A 17,465-nucleotide genomic window follows, 5' to 3' on the forward strand; every position below is an offset into this window, starting at 1 on the left:
CAGACATGAGCAAGATCGAGCATAATCTCCGGCAACTCGGCATAGAGCTTCCCACCCCGCTGGCCCCGGTCGCCAATTACCTGCCCTATGTGCAGAGCGGCAACCTCATCCATATTTCGGGCCAGATCTGCGCCGGGGCGGACGGGACCATCGCCGATGCGCACCGGGGCAAGGTCGGCGGCGCGGTGACGAAGGAAGCGGGGCAGGAAGCCGCGGCGCTGTGCCTCATCAACGTGCTGGCGCAGTTGAAGCTCGCCGTCGACGGCGATTTCAGCCGGGTGGTGCGCTGCGTGCGGCTGGGCGGCTTCATCAATTCGACGCCGAATTTCTCCGCCCTGCCCGCCGTGATGAACGGCGCGTCGGACCTGATCGTTGCGGTGATGGGCGATGCGGGCCGCCATGCGCGCTCCACCGTCGGCGTAGCGCAGTTGCCGCTCGACTGCGCGGTCGAGGTCGAGGCGGTGTTCGAAGTCCAGTAAAACGGAGGACCGCAGCCCCGGTCATCCGGCCGGGGCCGCCTCTTCCTCCCCCACCGGGGCCAGCGCGCCCGTCCGCGCGCTGATGACCTGCGCGGCGACCAGATCGCCCACGACGTTGAGCGTGGTGCGGCACATGTCGAGCAGCCGGTCCACGCCCAGCACCAGCCCGATCCCGGCGGGCGGCACGCCGATGGTGCCGAGGATCAGCGCGATCACCGGCAGCGACCCGGCCGGGACGCCCGCCGTGCCGATGCCGCCCAATATGCAGATGATCATCACCACCAGCTGCTGCCCCAGCGTCAGGTCGACGCCGAAGAACTGGGCGAGGAACAGCACCGTCACCCCTTCGAACATCGCCGTGCCGTTCTGGTTCGCGGTCGCGCCGATGGTCAGCACGAAGCGCGCGATCGGGCGGGGCAGCTTCAGCCCTTCGTCCGCCACCCGCAGCGAGGTGGGCAGCGTCGCGTTGGACGAGGCGGTGGCGAAGGCCATCACGCTCGCCTCCTGCGTCTCGCGGAAGAAGGCGATCGGGTTCTTGCGCCCGAAAAAGGCGAGGATCAGCGGGAACACGCCGAACATCTGCAACCCCAGCGCCAGCAGCACGACGCCGACATAGGCCGATAGCCGCACGATCAGATCCCAGCCGAATTGCGCGGCGAGGTTGAACATGAAGCAGAATATGGCGAGCGGCGCCATGCGGATCACCACACCGATCAGCCGCATCGATATCTCGAACACGCCCTCTATGCCGGACCGCAGCACCTGCGTGCGGTCGGGATCGGTGATGAGGAAACCGATGCCGAACATCAGCGCGAAGAACATCACCGCCAATATGTCGTTCTGGCTCATCGCCTGGATGAAGTTGGACGGGACGATGGCGACGATCGACTCCATGCCGGTTTTCGCCCCGGCCTCCTCGGCGCTCTGGATGATGGCCTTCGCCCCTGCGCCCGATGTTTCGAGCAGCGCGCGGGCGGCGTCCGGGTCGACCCCGGCGCCGGGGCGCAACAGGTTGACCACCGCCATGCTCAGCACCACCGCCACCGAGGACACCAGCAGCGTATAGACCAGCGTACGCACGCCAATGGCCTTCAGCGCGCGCACCTCCCCCATTTCGGCGACGCCGACGATCAGCGCCGACACCAGCAGCGGAATGACGAGCATGAACAGCAGCCGCAGGAACACCTGCCCCACCGGCCCGGTGATGTGCGTCGCGACCCAGCCGACCCAGGGCGCGCCGCCCGCGAAGCTGTAGACCGCCAGCCCCAATATCAGCCCCGCCAGAAAGCCGCCGAACATCCAGTAATGCAGCCGGTTTTCCCGGCCCTGTTCCTCTTTTCCGGCGGTCATGCGCTGCTCCCTTGCTTGCGCCCATCTGCCATGCCGCGAAGGGCGATGGCAAGAGAAGGCGAAAATCCCGGTGGCCGCGCCTCCCCTCTGCCGCTAGAGAAGCGGGCATGACGACCGCCCGCCCCCTTCCCCGCCCATCGGGCGCGCGCCGCTGATGGCCGCGACCCCGGCCTGGCCGCCGCGCAGCGCGCCGCGCCTTCATGTGGAGGAGGCGCTGGGGCCCGGCGCGCGCATCCCGGTCGAGGGCAATGCCGCCCATTATCTCCTCTCGGTGATGCGGGTGAAGGAAGGCGACGCCGTGCTGCTGTTCAACGGGCGCGACGGCGAATGGGCGGCGCGCGCCACCGCGATCCGCAAGCGCGATCTGGTGCTGGAGTGCGCGGAGCAAACCAGGCCGCTGGAAACCGCGCCGGATTTCTGGCTGTGCGCCGCGCCGATCAAGAAGGGGCGGATCGATCTGGTCGCGGAAAAGGCGTGCGAACTGGGCGTCGCCCGCTTTCGCCCGGTGCTGACGGCGCGCGCGGTGGTGGACAAGCTCAATCTCGACCGGCTGCGCGCCCATATGGTCGAGGCCGCCGAGCAATGCGGCCGCACCGCCCTGCCCGCATTGGACGGGATGGAAAAGCTGCCCGCGCTGCTCGCCCATTGGCCGGAGGGACGGCATCTCTTCTTCGCCGACGAGACGGGCGGCGCGCCGATACGCGAAGCCTTCGCCGCCCATCCCGGCCCGGCGGCGCTGCTGATCGGGCCGGAAGGCGGCTTCACGGTGCAGGAGCGGGAGGCGATCCGCGCCCACAGGGCAGCGGTCGCGATTTCGCTCGGCCCGCGCATATTGCGCGCCGAAACCGCCGCAATCGCCGCCACCGCCTGCTGGATGGCGCTGAACGGCGACTGGCGGGCCCATCAGGCGCCGGGCGATTGATTATCCCGGAAATGAAATATCATTTTGCAATAGCGGGGCGATTGATCGCGGCCGCGCTCATCCCTATTTGCAGCGACACTCACAGGGGGTAAGGCGCGCACATGAGCACCAGAACAGATACAGGGGCGGATGATCCGATCATCGAAGGGCGGGATCAGCTGATCTCTGTTTTCGCGCGTGGCGAAAAGCCCCCGGAAAACTGGCGCATCGGCACCGAGCATGAGAAGTTCGTCTATGCGCAGGGCGATCATCATGCGCCGTCCTACGACGAGGAAAAGGGCATTCGCGCGCTGCTGATGGGCCTCACCGGCTATGGCTGGGACCCGATCGTCGAGGGCGGCAACGTCATCGCGCTGGGCGGCGCGGACGGCACGATCAGCCTCGAACCGGCGGGCCAGCTGGAGCTGTCGGGCGCGCCGCTCGAAAATCTGCACCAGACGTGCGCCGAAACCGGCCGCCACCTGCAACAGGTGAAGGCGGTGGGCGAGGCGCTGGGCATCGGCTTCCTCGGCCTAGGCATGTGGCCGGACAAGAAGCGCGAGGACCTGCCCGTCATGCCCAAGGGCCGCTACGGCATCATGCTGCGCCACATGCCGCGCGTCGGCACCATGGGCCTCGACATGATGCTGCGCACCTGCACCATCCAGACCAACCTCGATTACGGCAGCGAGGCGGACATGGTGAAGAAGTTCCGCGTCTCCCTCGCGCTGCAACCGCTGGCGACGGCGCTCTTCGCCAACTCTCCGTTCACCGAGGGCAAGCCCAACGGCTTCCTTTCCTATCGCAGCCATATCTGGTCGGATACCGACCCGGCGCGCACCGGCATGCTGCCCTTCGTGTTCGAGGACGGCTTCGGCTATGAGCGCTATGCCGACTATGCGCTCGATGTGCCGATGTATTTCGTCTATCGCGACGGCCACTATATCGACGCGGCGGGCCAGAGCTTCCGCGATTTCCTCGACGGCCGCCTGCCCGCGCTGCCGGGCGAGAAGCCGACGGTCAGCGACTGGAACGACCATCTCTCGACCGCTTTCCCGGAGGTGCGCCTCAAGAGCTTCCTCGAAATGCGCGGCGCGGACGGCGGGCCGTGGAGCCGCATCTGCGCGCTGCCTGCGCTGTGGGTCGGCCTGCTCTACGAACAGGGCGCGCTCGACGCCGCGTGGGATCTGGTGAAGGGCTGGAGCATCGAGGATCGCCAGACGCTGCGCGACGCCGTGCCGAAGCTCGGCCTCGACGCGCCGATCCCGGCGGGGCGGACGCTGCGCGACATCGCGCCTGTGGTGCTGGAGATCGCGCAGGGCGGCCTTGCCCGCCGCGCGCGGCTGGACGCCAGCGGCAACAACGAAACCGGCTATCTCAACGCGCTGCACGAGGTGGTGGCGCGCGGCAAGACTCCGGCCGAAATCCTGCTCGACCGCTATCATGGCGAATGGGGCGGCGATTTGAGCCGGGTCTATGCGGAAGAGAGCTTCTGACGAGGACCGGGTTCAGATAACCAGAACCCCGAACGGTTCCAATGAATGCTTGTCGCTATAGGACCGATCGACATTCAGTTCAGGTGGAGCCGAAGCCGAAGGCGACCGTAGGTCAAAAGCGTGATTTTCGAGCATCGGAGCGCAGCGGACTTAAAGGTCCGTGAGCACCGAAGCGCAGGAAATCGCGCTTTGCAGGCCCGCATGGGCTGAATGTCGATCGGTCCTAATCCGGCGTCGTCATCTTGAAGATGCCCTGCGCATTGCCGCTGTCGAAGCGCAGGTCGGGCGCGCCGGTTTCCGGGTCCATATCGCGGCTGATGAATTCGTAGAAGGAGCCGGGCACGCCCATCGTCACATGGCGTCCGTTCTTGTCGAGGAACGGGCGCTCCACCCGGTCGGCGCGGGTCGCGGTCTGGCGGACGCGGCCGCTGCCGGAAATCTCGATCACATCCTTCATCGCGCGCCCGGCCGCGCGCTGGGCGGCGACGGTGGCGTCGAGGTCGGCCACCCGGTCGGTGCCGTGGTTGAACGCATTGCCCTCGGTCGCGATCCACGCCGCCTCTGCGCTTTCCCGCTTCAGCGCCTCATAATCGGCCAGCGCGGGCGCGTCATGATGCCGGTCGAACGCGCGCGCCAGCACCGGCAGCAGCTCCGCCGCATCCTCCAGCGCCAGTCGTCCCTGCGCCGCCAGCCGCGCCAGCGCCTCGCGCGCGAAGCTGTTCAGCGGATCGGCCGTCGTCCCGAAGATCCGGCGGGCGGCCGCCTGGAAATCCGGGCCAAAGCGGTCGACATGCAGTTCGCTGACGAAATATTGCGGAAGGGCGTGCGGATGCTCCGCATGGCACCAGGCGTAGCCGGTCATCCTCAGCCGGTCGAGCGGATAGACCCCGGCCATCCGGTAGCCGAGCGGCTCCAGCAGCCGGGCGAAGGCATCCGCCCCGGCGGGCATCGCGCCGGTGCGTTCGCCGTCGGGCAGGCGGATGGTGCGCAGCGCGCCATGGTCCAGCAGCACCCGCCCCCCGGCGGCGATCCTGTCCGCGACATAGGCGGCGCCGGTCGGCGCCCGGTCGAGCAGCCCCTGATGCAGCGCCGCCGCGAGCGCGAAGGCCAGCTCCGCCCCACAGATGCTGTCCGGCTCCGCCTCCCCGCCCGCATCGGGCAGGACGAGCGCATCGAGGGCCGCCCGCGCCCGCGCGCCCAGCAAGGGGGTCAGCAAGACGATCAGCTTTTCCTCATCCATCGCGCGACTATCCGCCTTTGCGCGGCAACAGGCAAGCCTTGCCGCATGCCCCTCCCCCTGTGCCCCTCCTCTTGTACAGGGCGTCCCGCATCCCTACACTCCGTTCATGGGCAGCCATCATCATCACGAGTTCAGCGGGGCCTCCCTGCGCGAGGCGGCGCAGCATGCGCTGGAAAAAAGAGGCGAGCAATGGACGCCGATGCGCGCCTCGATCTTCGACGCGCTGGCGGAGCGGACCCGGCCGACCTCCGCCTACGACATCGCCGACGCGGTGTCGGCGGCGCGCGGCAAGCGGGTCGCGCCCAACAGCGTCTATCGCATCCTCGACCTGTTCGTGTCGTCCAACCTCGCGACTCGCGTGGAAAGCGCGAACGCCTATATCGCCAACGCGCATCCCGGCTGCATGCACGACTGCATCTTCCTCGTCTGCACCGACTGCGGCAAGGCGATCCATGTCGATGACGACACGCTCACCGCCTCGGTGCGGGAACGGGCCAACCGGGAAGGCTTCGTCGCCGCCCGCCCGGTGATAGAGGTTCAGGGCCGCTGCGCGGAGTGTGCGCCCGCATGAACGCCCTTTACTGGGGGTTCGACAAGCGGGGCCGCAAGGTCTATGGGCGGGGACTGGAGACACAGGCACAATGAACGAACGCCCCGCCACGCCCCTGCTCGATCAGGTCGACGAACCTGCCGATCTGCGCCGTCTGCGGCCCGACCAGCTGCGCCAGCTGGCCGACGAGCTGCGCGCCGAGACGATCAGCGCCGTCGGCGTGACCGGCGGCCATCTGGGGTCGGGCCTCGGCGTCGTGGAGCTGACCACCGCGATCCATTATGTGTTCGACACGCCCGAAGACAAGCTGATCTGGGACGTGGGGCACCAATGCTATCCACACAAGATCCTGACCGGCCGGCGCGACCGCATCCGCACGCTGCGGCAGGGCGGCGGCCTGTCCGGCTTCACCAGGCGGGCCGAGAGCGACTATGATCCGTTCGGCGCGGCGCACAGCTCCACCAGCATCAGCGCGGCGCTGGGCTTCGCGATCGCCAACAAGCTGGCGGGCAGGCCCGGCAAGGGCATAGCCGTCATCGGCGACGGGGCGATGTCGGCGGGCATGGCCTATGAGGCGATGAACAATGCCGAGGCGGCTGGCAATCGCCTGATCGTCATATTGAACGACAACGACATGTCGATCGCGCCGCCGGTGGGCGGGCTGTCGGCCTATCTCGCCCGGCTGGTGTCGAGCCGCGAGTTCCTCGGCCTGCGCGGGCTGGCCCGCAAGATCGCGCGCAAGCTGCCCCGGCCGCTCCACAATGCCGCGAAGAAGACCGACGAATTCGCCCGCGGCATGGCGATGGGCGGCACGCTGTTCGAGGAGCTGGGCTTCTATTATGTCGGCCCGGTCGACGGGCATAATCTCGACCAGCTGATTCCGGTGCTGGAAAATGTGCGCGACGCGGCCGAGGGGCCGTGCCTCGTCCATGTCGTGACGCAGAAGGGCAAGGGCTATGCGCCCGCCGAAGCCGCCGCCGACAAATATCATGGCGTGCAGAAATTCGACGTGGTGACGGGCGCACAGGCCAAGGCCCCGCCGGGACCGCCCAGCTATACCGGCGTGTTCGCCAGGGCGCTGATCGCCGAGGCGCAACGCGACGAGACGATCTGCGCGATCACCGCCGCCATGCCGTCGGGCACCGGGCTCGACCAGTTCGAGGAGGCATTCCCCGACCGCTGCTTCGATGTCGGCATTGCCGAGCAGCATGCCGTCACCTTCGCGGCGGGGCTGGCCGCGCAGGGGATGCGGCCCTTCTGCGCGATCTATTCGACCTTCCTGCAACGCGCCTATGATCAGGTGGTGCATGACGTCGCAATCCAGAACCTGCCGGTGCGATTCGGCATCGACCGCGCGGGGCTGGTGGGCGCGGACGGCAGCACCCATGCGGGCAGCTTCGACATCACCTATCTCGCGACGCTGCCCAACATGGTGGTGATGGCCGCCGCCGACGAGGCGGAGCTGGTGCACATGATCCACACCTGCGCGCTGCATGACGACGGCCCGATCGCGGTGCGCTATCCGCGCGGCAACGGCGTCGGCGTGCCGCTGCCCGAGCAGCCCATGCGGCTGAAGATCGGCGAGGGCCGCGTGGTGCGCGAGGGCAAGAAGGTCGCGATCCTCTCGCTCGGCACAAGGCTGGAGGAGGCGCTCAAGGCCGCCGACGCGCTCGACGCGCGCGGGCTTTCGACCACCGTCGCCGACCTGCGCTTCGCCAAGCCGCTCGACGAGGCGCTGATCCGCCGCCTGCTCACCGGCCATGAGGTCGCGGTGACGGTGGAGGAAGGCAGCATCGGCGGGCTGGGCGCGCATGTGCTGACGCTCGCCAGCGACGAGGGACTGATCGACACCGGGCTGAAGCTGCGCACGCTCCGCCTGCCCGATGTCTTTCAGGATCAGGACAAGCCGGAACGGCAATATGCCGAGGCGGGACTCGACGCCGACGGCATCGTCGCCACCGTGCTCAAGGCGCTGCGCCACAATAGCGCGGGCGTGGGCGAAGCGGGCGCGCGGGCCTGACCGCCCTTGCCCTTCCCCTCATGACGAAAAGCGGCTTTCCCCGGAAGATCGGCCTGCTGGGCGGATCGTTCAACCCCGCCCATGGCGGCCATCGCGCGATCAGCCTGTTCGCGCGGGAAGCGCTGGGGCTGGACGAGATCTGGTGGCTGGTCAGCCCCGGCAATCCGCTGAAGCCCGCCAGGGGCATGGCCCCGCTGCCCGACCGCCTCGCCCATGCGCGGCGGGTAGCGGCGCGCGCGCCGGTCCGTCCGACTGCGATCGAGCAGCGCCTCGGCACCCGCTACACCGTCGATACGCTGCACGCGCTCGTCCGCCGCTATCCGCGCCATCGCTTCTGCTGGCTGATGGGCGCGGACAATCTGCGCCAGTTCGGCGCGTGGAAGGACTGGCGCGGCATAGCGCGCATCATGCCCATTGCCGTGGTCGCGCGTCCGGGTTATGATGCGCGCAGTCATGGTGAACCCGCCATGAACTGGCTGCGGCGTTTCGTCCGGCCCGCGCGCCAGAGCAGAAACTGGACGGACTGGAGAGCCCCGGCGCTTGTGCTTTTGCGCTTCCGCCCTGATCCGCGATCGGCAACCCTGTTGCGACGGGCCGACCCTTTCTGGCACCGCGAATATCGAAACCGGAGCGTGCGCGACCCGCTTACGCACCGTCTTGTCCCGTCATCCATGGTCCCATCACCACTGAAGGAGCGATTTTGAACCAGACCCACCCCGCCAGTGTCCCGGCATCCGACGCCGGTTCCCCGGCAGACCTCCACGCCATCGTGATGCAGTCGCTGGACGACGATCAGGCGCAGGAAACCATTTCCATCCCCCTCGCCGGCAAGAGCAGCATCGCCGACTATATGGTGGTCGCCAGCGGCCGCTCCTCCCGCCAGGTCGCCTCCATGGCGCAGAAGCTGGCCGAGCGGATCAAGCAGCAGACCGGGCGCATCGTGCGCATCGAGGGGCTGCCCGCCGCCGACTGGGTGCTGGTCGATGCAGGCGACGTGATCGTCCACCTGTTCCGGCCGGAAGTGCGCAGCTTCTACAATCTGGAGCGCATGTGGGGCTTTTCCGACGCGCCGCCCGCCCCGCCGGCCGCCGCCTCCCTTTGACCGCTCCGCGCCGCTGACGCGCCGGAGCGAGCGGAAAGGCCGCGCTCATGCTGTTGCACATCGTCGCGCGCGGAAAGATCGGGCGCTCGCCGGAGGCGGAACTGGTCGAGCGCTATCTGAAACGGATAAGCTGGCCCACCCGCGTCACCGAGTTGCCCGACACCGGCGGCAAGCCGCCCGCGATCGCCGCTTCCCCTTGCGTCACCGTGCTGCTGGATGAGAAGGGCAAGCAGCTGGGATCGATGGAATTCGCCGAGAAACTGGGCGGCTGGCGCGACGACGGCATGCGCGAATGCCGGCTGATGATCGGCGCGGCGGACGGCTTCGACGATGAGGCGCGGGCCGGGGCGGACCTGCTGATCGCCTTCGGCCGCATGACCTGGCCGCACATGATGGCCCGCGCGATGCTGGCCGAACAGCTCTGGCGCGCGACATCCATCCTTGCGGGCCACCCCTATCATCGCGAAGGATAGCGGGCATGAAGCGGGGGGTCCTCATCACCATCGTCACAGGCACGGGCGCTCTGGCGCTGCTGTCCGGCGCGTGGATCGCGTCGGCCCAGCAGGTCGTCGTCTCCGGCCGCACCGCCAGCATGGCGGACGAACAGCGCGCCTACCGGCAGGCGAGCGAGCAGGCGAAGCGCGCCCGCGCCCTCTCCCGCCAGCTGGAGGCGCAGGCGAGCGCCGCGACGCGGGAGGCCGACCGCCTCAACGCGCAGGCCGCCGCCCTCGCCGCGCGCGTTACCGAAAGCGAGGCCGACCTGCGCGCCGGGCAGGCGCGCATCGCGATCATCGGCAAGCTGGTCGAGCGCCAGTCCGCCGGGCTGGCGCGGCAGCAGGGGCCGCTGGTGCGCCTGACCGCCGCCTTGCAGAGCTTTTCCAGCCGCCCGCCCGTGCTGGCGCTGCTGCAACCGGGCAGCCTGCGCGACACGGTGCATGTCCGCGCCGCCTTCGCCCATCTGCTGCCCGTCATCCGCGAGCGCACTGACCGGCTGCGCGCGGACCTCGATCGCACGCGCGCGCTTCAGGCGATGGCGGTGCAGGCCACCGATGGGCTGCGCGACGCCCGCGCCCGGCTGGCCGAGCAGCGCGTGGCGCTCAGCCGCCTGGAAGCGCAGAAGCGGATCGCGGCGCGGGGCCTGTCCTCCGACGCCGCGCTGGAAACCGAGCGGGCGCTGGCGATGAGCGAGCGAGCGCGCGACATCGGCGCGCTGCTCGCGCGGATGCAGCAGGCCGGCGCCCGGCGCGACCGGCTCGCCGCCCTGCCCGGCCCGGAACCCCGCCCCGGCACGCCTGAACGCGCCGCCGCCGCCGCCGCCGCCGCCGCACCCGCCTATCGCCTGCCGGTCGCGGGCACGCTGATAACCGGCATGGGCGAGCTGTCGGACAGCGGCGTGCGATCGCGCGGCATCACGATCGCCACGGCGCCCGGCGCGCAGGTCGTCGCACCCGCCAGAGGACGCATCGTCTTTGCCGGTCCCTATGGCGGCTTCGGCCAGATCGTCATCATCGACCATGGCGACGGCTGGACCACCCTCGTCACCGACCTCGCCCGCCTCTCCGTCGCCGTGGGGCAGGATGTCGGGCAGGGCGGGCCGATCGGCGTCGCGGGCGGCGGAGAGCATCCCGCCGTCACCATCGAATTGCGGCGGCAGGGCCGGCCCGTCGATGTGGTGGCGATGGCGAATGCGGGGGTGTGAGCAGGCGGACTTACGATTAGCTGACCTTGGCCTGCCGTCACCCCGGCGCAGGCTGGGGTCGCAGGCCCCAGTCTCAGGCCATGCCCGCGCGCCGTCTCCTGAGATGCCAGCCTGCACTGGCATGACGCGACAGGGGTGGCCGAAAATCCCGCTATGCGCGCCGCCCGCGCCGTCCTATATAGTGGCCATATCAGTATCGGGACCGCTGCACCTATGAATTCCTCGTTGCTCCGCAATGCCGCCGCCCTGGCCGCGCTTGCGCTCGTGCCTGCCACCACCGCCGCCATGGCCGAAGCGGAAGGCAGCAATTATGCCGCGCTCGACGAATTCATGGACGTGTTCCAGAAGGTCCGCACCGACTATGTCGAGAAGGTCGACGACGAAAAGCTGATTCGCGGCGCCATTTCCGGCATGCTGTCCAGCCTCGATCCGCACAGCGGCTTCCTCGACGCGCGCGATTTCGAGAATATGAAGACCCAGACGGAAGGCAGCTATGGCGGCCTCGGCCTCTCCGTCACGATGGAGGACGGCACCGTCAAGGTGATCGCGCCGACCGCCGACACGCCCGCCGCCCGCGCCGGGATCAAGGCGGGCGACTATATCACCCATATCGACGGCGAGCTGGTCTATGGCAGCTCGCTCGACGAGGCGGTGGAGAAGATGCGCGGCAAGCCAGGCACGCAGATCAAGCTGACCATCGTGCGCCCCGGCCGCGACAAGCCGCTGGAACTGACGCTGACCCGCGAGATCATCGACATCAAGCCGGTGAAGTGGGAAGTGAAGGACGGCGTCGGCGTCATCCAGATCGTCAGCTTCTCCGCCAATACCGGCGCCGACGTGCGCTCGGCCATCCGCAGCATCACCCAGTCGCTCGGCCGCAAGCCGGCGGGCTATATCCTCGACCTGCGCTCCAACCCCGGCGGCTTGCTGGACGAGGCGGTATCGGTGTCCGACACCTTCCTCAACAGCGGCGAGATCGTGTCGCAGCGCGGCCGCGCCAAGGGCGACATAGAGCGCTATTACGCCAAGCCCGGCGACGATACGAACGGCGCGCCGATCATCGTGCTGGTCGATTCCGGCTCGGCCTCCGCGTCGGAGATCGTCGCGGGCGCGTTGCAGGACCAGCATCGCGCGCTCGTCATGGGCGAAACCAGCTTCGGCAAGGGCAGCGTGCAAACCCTGCTGCCGCTCTCGCCCACCACCGCGCTGCGCCTCACCACCGCGCGCTATTACACGCCGTCGGGCCGCAGCGTGCAGGAAGGCGGCATCAAGCCCGATATCCGCGTGCCGCAGCTGTCCGACCCGGATTACAAGACGCGGCCCAAATTCCGCGAATCGGACCTGCGCCGCCACCTGATCAACGAGATCAAGAGCGACGACCCGGTGTTCGAGGAAGATGCGAAGGACGATCCGCGCTTCTCCATGACCGCCGAGCAGCTGAAGGCAAAGGGCATAGAGGATTTCCAGTTGCGCTATGCACTGGACACCATCGCCCGCCTCGCCCCGCAGGGTACGAAAACCACGGCCGAGGCAAAAACCGAGGCGCTGAAGAAAGCCGCGGGCAGGCGCTGAGGCGGGGATGAACCGGTCCTCCGCGCTGCCGCTCGCTCGCCTGATCGCGCTCGCCGCGCCCGCGCTGTTGCTGGGCGGGGCGCTGGCGTCGCAATATATAGGCGGCCTTTACCCGTGCGAGATGTGCCTGTGGCAGCGCTGGCCGCATGCCGCCGCGATCCTGCTTGCGCTCGGCGCCTTTGCCACCCGGCCGCGCGCCGGGACCAGCCGCCTGCTGACAGCGCTCGCCGCGCTGGGAATCGCGGTGAGCGGGGCGATCGGCGTGTTTCACGCGGGCGTCGAATATGGCTGGTGGGAAGGTATCACCGCCTGCTCCGTGCCGATAGCGGGGGGCAGCGCGCAGGATATGCTCGATGCGATCATGGCCGCGCCGCTGACCCGCTGCGACGTCGCGCCCTGGTCGCTTTTCGGCATTTCCCTTGCGGGCTTCAATGCTCTATTCTCCCTTGCGGCGGCGGCGCTGATCGCCGCCTGCCTGCTGCGCGCCCGCAAGGATTGAGAAAGAGATGAGCGACTTTCCCCGCCCCAACCGCCCGAAGCCGGACCGCGCCTCGATGCTGCGCGTCGATCAGGCGGGGGAGTTCGGGGCGACGGTCATCTATGCGGGCCAGCTCGCGGTGATGGGGGATCGCCACCCGATGAGCCGTTCCATCGCGGTGATGGCCGCGCAGGAGGAACGCCACCGCAAGCATTTCGACGCGATGATCGCGCAGCGCGGCGTGCGCCCGACGCTGCTGCATCCGGTATGGAAGGCGGCGGGCTTCGCGCTGGGCGCCGTCACCGCCGCGATCGGGCCGGAGGCCGCGATGGCCTGCACCGCCGCGATCGAGACGGAGATCGACAAGCATTATGAGGAGCAGCTCCGCGCGCTGGGCGACAGCGACCCGGAACTTTCCGAGGCGATCCGGGATTTTCAGGCCGAAGAGGTCGAGCATCGCGACGCCGCGCTGGCCCATGGGGCGGAGAACGCGCCTGCCTATCCCCTGCTGTTCGGGGCGATCCGGCTGGGGTGCAAGGCCGCCATCGCCCTTTCGAAGAGGATCTGACCATGCATCATCGACTGACATATGTTCTGGGCGCGGGCGCGGCGGCGTTGATCGCGACGGCCACTCCCGCGCTGGCGCAGGGCGAGGTCGCGGGTCCTTCGGCCGAGCGCATCCGGCAGGTCATCGTCTATGGCGACGATCCCTGCCCGGCCAGCACCGGCGGCGAAATCACCGTCTGCGCGCGGCAGGAGGAAAAGGAACGCTATCGCATTCCCAAGGAATTGCGCGAAAACCCCGATTTCGGATCGACGCGCAATGAAGCCTGGGCCAACCGCGTCAAGTCGATCGAATATGTCGGCAAGTCCGGCACGGAAAGCTGCACCCCCGATGGCGCGGGCGGCGTCACCGGCTGCTTCACCAAGCTCGCCGCGCAGGCCAAGGCCGAACGGCGCATGACCGGCGAGCAGAGCTGGGCCGATCTGGTCGCGGCGGAGCGGGAGAAGCGCCTGTCGACCATCGACGCCGATTCGGAAAAGATCGAGGAACGGGTGAAGGCCGAGGAAGCCGCCCGCGCCCGCGCCGCGCAGGAAGGGCTGGAGGACAAGGGCGCCCCCGTCACCACCCCGCCCGCCGACAGCAAGCCGGATCATCGGCATTAAGGCGGCGGATAGCGGTTTGGGATGGGGTGGGGAGCGATCCGCTCTCCTCATGCGCCACCGGGGACTCAGGCCCCAGTCTCAGGCCGTGTCGCGCGCCACCTCCTGAGATGCCAGCCTGCGCTGGCATGACGGGATAGGAGAGGTTATTTAGGTAGCTAGATGTAACCTAATCGTCATGCTGAACTTGTTTCAGCATCCATCAAGCCCCACAGACCAATGGTCAATCCGGCGAAATGGACCTGAGCCGAAGGCCAGCGCAGCTAACCAAGTTCAGGGTGACGATGAAGGCGGAGGTAAGCTCTTGGCCGAAACCAGCCAGTGCAACCACAGTCCCCCTCCCCATACAGGCTGGGTTCAGGCGGTCGGGCGGAAGGAATGGGGATGGAAGCCCCGCGCCGCGCCCTTGTCCTTGCCCTGATGCCGCCACTGGCGGCGCTGCTCTGCGCCGCGCCCGCGCTGGCGGCCGAGCCGCCGGAGCGCGTCATCACCCTCGTCGTCTATGGCGACGATCCCTGCCCCACCGACGCGGGCAAGCAAGAGGAGATCGTCGTCTGCGCCCGCAAGCCGGAGGCGGAGCGCTATCGCATCCCCAAGGCCCTGCGCGAAAAGGCGGAGCCGATGGGCGGCCCCGGCTGGGCCAGCCAGGTGGCGATGATGGAGCAGGCGGGTCAGGCAATCACGCCGAACAGCTGCTCGCCCAACGGCAGCTACGGCTTTACCGGCTGCACCCAGGCGATGCTGCGGCAATGGTATGCGGAAAAACGGATGCGGGAGTCGACGGGGATACCCTGATCCTATAGCAGCGCGCTACATCAGCCCCAGCCGGTCCAGTTCCTGCGCCAGATGGGCGGGCAGCGCATCGCCCCCTGCGCCGTCGCCGCCCAGATCGGCGGGCGCGTCCTTATCCTCCAGATAGCGCCAACCCTGATGCGCCCGCTTGGCGCGAGGGGCGACGGGGATGAGGCGCGGTTCGATACGGATCCAGTAGCGCCCCTGCCCGTTTTCCTCGAAGCCCAGCAGCGGGCTGCGCCCGATGATCGTTCCCGCGTGGATCCAGTAGAGCGATCCGCCCGCCATCTCCCCCGCGCGCTTCGGGCAATAGCGCGTGGTCAGGCGAGCCTCGCCCATTCCCGCGCAGGATTCGAGATAGAGGCGCAAATCCTCCGCGCTGTCGCAACCGAAGGCGATCTTCGTCATGTGCAGGGGCATGCACAGCACATGGCGCGTGCCGGGCCCGCTTTCAACCTTTTTCGGACCGGGCCTTTTCCGGCCGGTGGCGATGCTATCCGGTCAGTCCCGCCGCCGTCGCCAGCCCCAGAAAGGCGAGGAAGCCCATCGAATCCGTCACCATCGTCACGAAGATCGAGGAGGCGACCGCCGGGTCGGCGTCGAAACGGTCGAAGATCAGCGGAATCGATGCTCCGGCCAGTCCGGCGGTGACGATATTGGCCATCATCGCGGCGGCGATCACCCCGCCCAGCACGATATTGCCGAACACGATCGCGACGCCGATGCCCAGCACGCAGGCCACCGTCGACCCGTTGAGCAACGCCACCCGTATCTCGCGCAGCACCGTGCGCCAGCGGTTGGACGCGGTGATCTGGTTGGTCGCCAACGCGCGCACCGTCACCGCCATGGTCTGGCTGCCCGCATTGCCGCCGACCCCGGCGACGATCGGCATCAGCGTCGCCAGCGCGACCATCTTCTCGATCGTACCTTCGAATATGCCGATAATGGTCGAGGCGACCAGCGCCGTCACCAGATTGGACAGCAGCCAGCGCACCCGGCCCTTGTAGCTTTCGAGGATCGGTTCGTTGATGTCGCCGTCGCCCGCGCCGGACAGGCGGAGAATATCCTCGCCCGCCTCTTCCTGCACGATGTGCAATATGTCGTCGACGGTGATCATGCCGACCAGCCGCCCTTCGGCATCGACCACGGCGGCGGAGATCAGCGCATATTTCTGGAAGCGCAGCGCCACCTCTTCCTGATCCATGTCGACGGGGATCAGCGTCTGCTCCCGCTTCATCACGTCGGCGATCGGGATGGAGCGCGGGCAGGTCAGCACCCAGCTGAGCTGACAGGTGCCGATCGGATGATGCGCCTCGTCCACGACGAAGATTTCCCAGAAGTCGGTGGTCAGGCGCTGGCCGTCGCGCAGATAGTCGATCACCTGCCCGACATTCATATGGGGCGGCACCGCGATCAGGTCGCGCTGCATCAGGCGGCCGGCCGATTCCTCCGGATAGGCGAGCGCGCTTTCGATGGCGGCGCGGTCCTCCGGCTCCATCGCGTCGAGGACGGCCTGCTGGTCGGCCTCCTCCATATCCTCGATGATCGCGACCGCGTCGTCGGTGTCGAGCTCGGAGGCGAGGTCGGCGACCTGCTGCGGCTCCAGCGCCTCGATCAGGTCGTCGCGGACATATTCGTTGAGTTCGGAAAGCACCTCCGCGCCGACCAGATCGCCCAGCGCGGCGATGATGTCGGCGCGCTCCTCCGCCGGGGTCAGCTCGATGAGGTCGGCGATGTCGGCGGGGTGCAGCGGCGACACCAGCTCCCGCGCGCGGTCGCGGTCGCCCTGCTCCACCGCCTCGCGCACGGCGGAGACATATTCGGGCTTCAGCCGGTCGTCCTCGTCATGGCGGGATTCGGCGGCGGCGGCGTCTTCGCCGGGGACGGTATCGATCAGGCCCGGCTCGGCGTCCTCAGGCGGCCCCGCAGGCGGCGCGGCGTTGGTCTGGTTCATCCGCTGCCCCCTCTGTTGCCTGCCCTTCGATCATGCGCCCGCTTTCGCTCATGCCCATCCGAATTGCAATGCCATTCGACAGAAAAGCCATGGTTGCGCCTTCCCAAAAGCCATGCAGGCCCTATATGGGCGAAACCCATTTTACCAACAGGCTGTTCGGGAGATAAGGACATGGCCGACCAGAGACTGACTTTCACGCTCGATACCGGCGATGTCGTTATCAAGCTGCGCCCCGACCTCGCCCCTGGGCATGTGGAACGCATCACCACCCTCGCCAAGGAAGGCTTTTACGACGGTGTGGTGTTCCACCGCGTGATTCCCGGCTTCATGGCGCAGGGCGGCGACCCGACCGGCACCGGCATGGGCGGTTCGCAGCTGCCCGACCTGAAGGCCGAGTTCAATGCCGAGCCGCATGTGCGCGGCGTCTGCTCGATGGCGCGGGCGATGAACCCGGACAGCGCGAACAGCCAGTTCTTCATCTGCTTCGACGACGCGACCTTCCTCGACCGCCAATATACGGTCTGGGGCGTGGTCGAGGAAGGCATGGAACATGTCGACGCGCTGCCCAAGGGCGAGCCGCCGGCAAATCCCGGCAAGATCATCAAGGCGACTGTTTCCTGACCTGATAATCAAACGGCCCATCCCATCGGGATGGAACCATATTGCTA

Annotated in this window: 19 protein-coding genes; 15 read left to right on the forward strand and 4 right to left on the reverse strand. The window is 68.1% G+C overall.

The genetic code is table 11. The features are described from left to right. The first annotated feature begins 5 nt into the window (after positions 1-5). Complete coding sequence (locus GGR43_RS00655) at positions 6-479, forward strand: RidA family protein (protein ID WP_188070018.1); 474 nt, start codon at positions 6-8, stop codon at positions 477-479. Positions 480-500: 21 nt separating this feature from the next. Here the strand turns inward: GGR43_RS00655 and GGR43_RS00660 are convergent, their stop codons facing one another. After that, the gene (locus GGR43_RS00660; protein WP_246343255.1) at positions 501-1,829 is read right to left on the reverse strand and encodes a dicarboxylate/amino acid:cation symporter; all 1,329 of its coding nucleotides are present in this window, start codon (positions 1,827-1,829) and stop codon (positions 501-503) included. A gap of 154 nt (positions 1,830-1,983) precedes the next feature. Between GGR43_RS00660 and GGR43_RS00665 the strand changes: the two genes are divergently transcribed. Both GGR43_RS00665 and GGR43_RS00670 read left to right on the forward strand, forming a co-directional pair. Continuing rightward, positions 1,984-2,751 (forward strand): 16S rRNA (uracil(1498)-N(3))-methyltransferase, encoded by a 768-nt coding sequence (locus GGR43_RS00665; protein ID WP_188070019.1) that lies wholly within the window; start codon positions 1,984-1,986, stop codon positions 2,749-2,751. 101 nt (positions 2,752-2,852) lie between these two features. After that, on the forward strand, positions 2,853-4,226 hold the full coding sequence (locus GGR43_RS00670) for a glutamate--cysteine ligase (protein ID WP_188070020.1): 1,374 nt from the start codon (positions 2,853-2,855) through the stop codon (positions 4,224-4,226). A 223-nt stretch (positions 4,227-4,449) separates the two neighbouring features. Here the strand turns inward: GGR43_RS00670 and GGR43_RS00675 are convergent, their stop codons facing one another. Beyond that, on the reverse strand, positions 4,450-5,466 hold the full coding sequence (locus GGR43_RS00675; RefSeq protein ID WP_188070021.1) for a 2-oxoadipate dioxygenase/decarboxylase family protein: 1,017 nt from the start codon (positions 5,464-5,466) through the stop codon (positions 4,450-4,452). Between the two features lie 106 nt (positions 5,467-5,572). Here GGR43_RS00675 and GGR43_RS00680 point away from each other — a divergent pair, with 106 nt between their 5' ends. From GGR43_RS00680 to GGR43_RS00730, 11 genes are all read left to right on the forward strand, one after another. After that, positions 5,573-6,037: a Fur family transcriptional regulator gene (locus tag GGR43_RS00680; protein ID WP_188070022.1), complete on the forward strand. Its 465-nt coding sequence runs from the start codon at positions 5,573-5,575 to the stop codon at positions 6,035-6,037. Positions 6,038-6,107: 70 nt separating this feature from the next. Continuing rightward, on the forward strand, positions 6,108-8,036 hold the full coding sequence (dxs, locus tag GGR43_RS00685; RefSeq protein ID WP_188070023.1) for a 1-deoxy-D-xylulose-5-phosphate synthase: 1,929 nt from the start codon (positions 6,108-6,110) through the stop codon (positions 8,034-8,036). A gap of 20 nt (positions 8,037-8,056) precedes the next feature. Continuing rightward, positions 8,057-8,740, forward strand: a complete 684-nt coding sequence (locus tag GGR43_RS00690; RefSeq protein ID WP_188070024.1) for a nicotinate-nucleotide adenylyltransferase — start codon at positions 8,057-8,059, stop codon at positions 8,738-8,740. Between the two features lie 68 nt (positions 8,741-8,808). Then, positions 8,809-9,138: a ribosome silencing factor gene (rsfS, locus tag GGR43_RS00695; protein ID WP_188070330.1), complete on the forward strand. Its 330-nt coding sequence runs from the start codon at positions 8,809-8,811 to the stop codon at positions 9,136-9,138. Positions 9,139-9,185: 47 nt separating this feature from the next. Further along, the gene (locus GGR43_RS00700) at positions 9,186-9,611 is read left to right on the forward strand and encodes a 23S rRNA (pseudouridine(1915)-N(3))-methyltransferase RlmH (RefSeq protein WP_188070025.1); all 426 of its coding nucleotides are present in this window, start codon (positions 9,186-9,188) and stop codon (positions 9,609-9,611) included. 5 nt (positions 9,612-9,616) lie between these two features. Continuing rightward, complete coding sequence (locus GGR43_RS00705) at positions 9,617-10,837, forward strand: murein hydrolase activator EnvC family protein (protein WP_188070026.1); 1,221 nt, start codon at positions 9,617-9,619, stop codon at positions 10,835-10,837. Positions 10,838-11,050: 213 nt separating this feature from the next. Beyond that, the gene (locus GGR43_RS00710) at positions 11,051-12,409 is read left to right on the forward strand and encodes a S41 family peptidase (RefSeq protein WP_188070027.1); all 1,359 of its coding nucleotides are present in this window, start codon (positions 11,051-11,053) and stop codon (positions 12,407-12,409) included. Positions 12,410-12,416: 7 nt separating this feature from the next. Beyond that, on the forward strand, positions 12,417-12,908 hold the full coding sequence (locus GGR43_RS00715) for a disulfide bond formation protein B (protein WP_188070028.1): 492 nt from the start codon (positions 12,417-12,419) through the stop codon (positions 12,906-12,908). Between the two features lie 7 nt (positions 12,909-12,915). After that, positions 12,916-13,455: a demethoxyubiquinone hydroxylase family protein gene (locus tag GGR43_RS00720; protein WP_188070029.1), complete on the forward strand. Its 540-nt coding sequence runs from the start codon at positions 12,916-12,918 to the stop codon at positions 13,453-13,455. Positions 13,456-13,457: 2 nt separating this feature from the next. Continuing rightward, complete coding sequence (locus GGR43_RS00725; protein ID WP_246343256.1) at positions 13,458-14,054, forward strand: hypothetical protein; 597 nt, start codon at positions 13,458-13,460, stop codon at positions 14,052-14,054. Between the two features lie 381 nt (positions 14,055-14,435). Next, positions 14,436-14,846, forward strand: a complete 411-nt coding sequence (locus tag GGR43_RS00730) for a hypothetical protein (RefSeq protein WP_188070030.1) — start codon at positions 14,436-14,438, stop codon at positions 14,844-14,846. 15 nt (positions 14,847-14,861) lie between these two features. Here GGR43_RS00730 and GGR43_RS00735 read toward each other — a convergent pair whose 3' ends face one another. Next, positions 14,862-15,263, reverse strand: coding sequence for a DUF1489 family protein (locus tag GGR43_RS00735; protein ID WP_188070031.1), 402 nt, complete (start codon positions 15,261-15,263; stop codon positions 14,862-14,864). A 73-nt stretch (positions 15,264-15,336) separates the two neighbouring features. After that, entirely contained in the window at positions 15,337-16,797 is a 1,461-nt protein-coding gene (gene mgtE, locus GGR43_RS00740; RefSeq protein ID WP_188070032.1) for a magnesium transporter, read from the reverse strand. A gap of 171 nt (positions 16,798-16,968) precedes the next feature. Between mgtE and GGR43_RS00745 the strand changes: the two genes are divergently transcribed. Continuing rightward, entirely contained in the window at positions 16,969-17,418 is a 450-nt protein-coding gene (locus GGR43_RS00745; protein ID WP_188070033.1) for a peptidylprolyl isomerase, read from the forward strand. Positions 17,419-17,465: the final 47 nt, after the last annotated feature.

The organism is Sphingobium jiangsuense, assembly GCF_014196495.1.
GTDB lineage: Bacteria > Pseudomonadota > Alphaproteobacteria > Sphingomonadales > Sphingomonadaceae > Sphingobium > Sphingobium jiangsuense.

Bases quoted from the DNA above. Each gene is read 5' to 3' on its own strand.
- GGR43_RS00655 (WP_188070018.1), top strand. From the start codon at position 6: ATGAGCAAGATCGAGCATAATCTCCGGCAACTCGGCATAGAGCTTCCC.
- GGR43_RS00660 (WP_246343255.1), bottom strand. From the start codon at position 1,829: ATGACCGCCGGAAAAGAGGAACAGGGCCGGGAAAACCGGCTGCATTAC.
- GGR43_RS00665 (WP_188070019.1), top strand. From the start codon at position 1,984: ATGGCCGCGACCCCGGCCTGGCCGCCGCGCAGCGCGCCGCGCCTTCAT.
- GGR43_RS00670 (WP_188070020.1), top strand. From the start codon at position 2,853: ATGAGCACCAGAACAGATACAGGGGCGGATGATCCGATCATCGAAGGG.
- GGR43_RS00675 (WP_188070021.1), bottom strand. From the start codon at position 5,466: ATGGATGAGGAAAAGCTGATCGTCTTGCTGACCCCCTTGCTGGGCGCG.
- GGR43_RS00680 (WP_188070022.1), top strand. From the start codon at position 5,573: ATGGGCAGCCATCATCATCACGAGTTCAGCGGGGCCTCCCTGCGCGAG.
- dxs (WP_188070023.1), top strand. From the start codon at position 6,108: ATGAACGAACGCCCCGCCACGCCCCTGCTCGATCAGGTCGACGAACCT.
- GGR43_RS00690 (WP_188070024.1), top strand. From the start codon at position 8,057: ATGACGAAAAGCGGCTTTCCCCGGAAGATCGGCCTGCTGGGCGGATCG.
- rsfS (WP_188070330.1), top strand. From the start codon at position 8,809: ATGCAGTCGCTGGACGACGATCAGGCGCAGGAAACCATTTCCATCCCC.
- GGR43_RS00700 (WP_188070025.1), top strand. From the start codon at position 9,186: ATGCTGTTGCACATCGTCGCGCGCGGAAAGATCGGGCGCTCGCCGGAG.
- GGR43_RS00705 (WP_188070026.1), top strand. From the start codon at position 9,617: ATGAAGCGGGGGGTCCTCATCACCATCGTCACAGGCACGGGCGCTCTG.
- GGR43_RS00710 (WP_188070027.1), top strand. From the start codon at position 11,051: ATGAATTCCTCGTTGCTCCGCAATGCCGCCGCCCTGGCCGCGCTTGCG.
- GGR43_RS00715 (WP_188070028.1), top strand. From the start codon at position 12,417: ATGAACCGGTCCTCCGCGCTGCCGCTCGCTCGCCTGATCGCGCTCGCC.
- GGR43_RS00720 (WP_188070029.1), top strand. From the start codon at position 12,916: ATGAGCGACTTTCCCCGCCCCAACCGCCCGAAGCCGGACCGCGCCTCG.
- GGR43_RS00725 (WP_246343256.1), top strand. From the start codon at position 13,458: ATGCATCATCGACTGACATATGTTCTGGGCGCGGGCGCGGCGGCGTTG.
- GGR43_RS00730 (WP_188070030.1), top strand. From the start codon at position 14,436: ATGGAAGCCCCGCGCCGCGCCCTTGTCCTTGCCCTGATGCCGCCACTG.
- GGR43_RS00735 (WP_188070031.1), bottom strand. From the start codon at position 15,263: ATGCCCCTGCACATGACGAAGATCGCCTTCGGTTGCGACAGCGCGGAG.
- mgtE (WP_188070032.1), bottom strand. From the start codon at position 16,797: ATGAACCAGACCAACGCCGCGCCGCCTGCGGGGCCGCCTGAGGACGCC.
- GGR43_RS00745 (WP_188070033.1), top strand. From the start codon at position 16,969: ATGGCCGACCAGAGACTGACTTTCACGCTCGATACCGGCGATGTCGTT.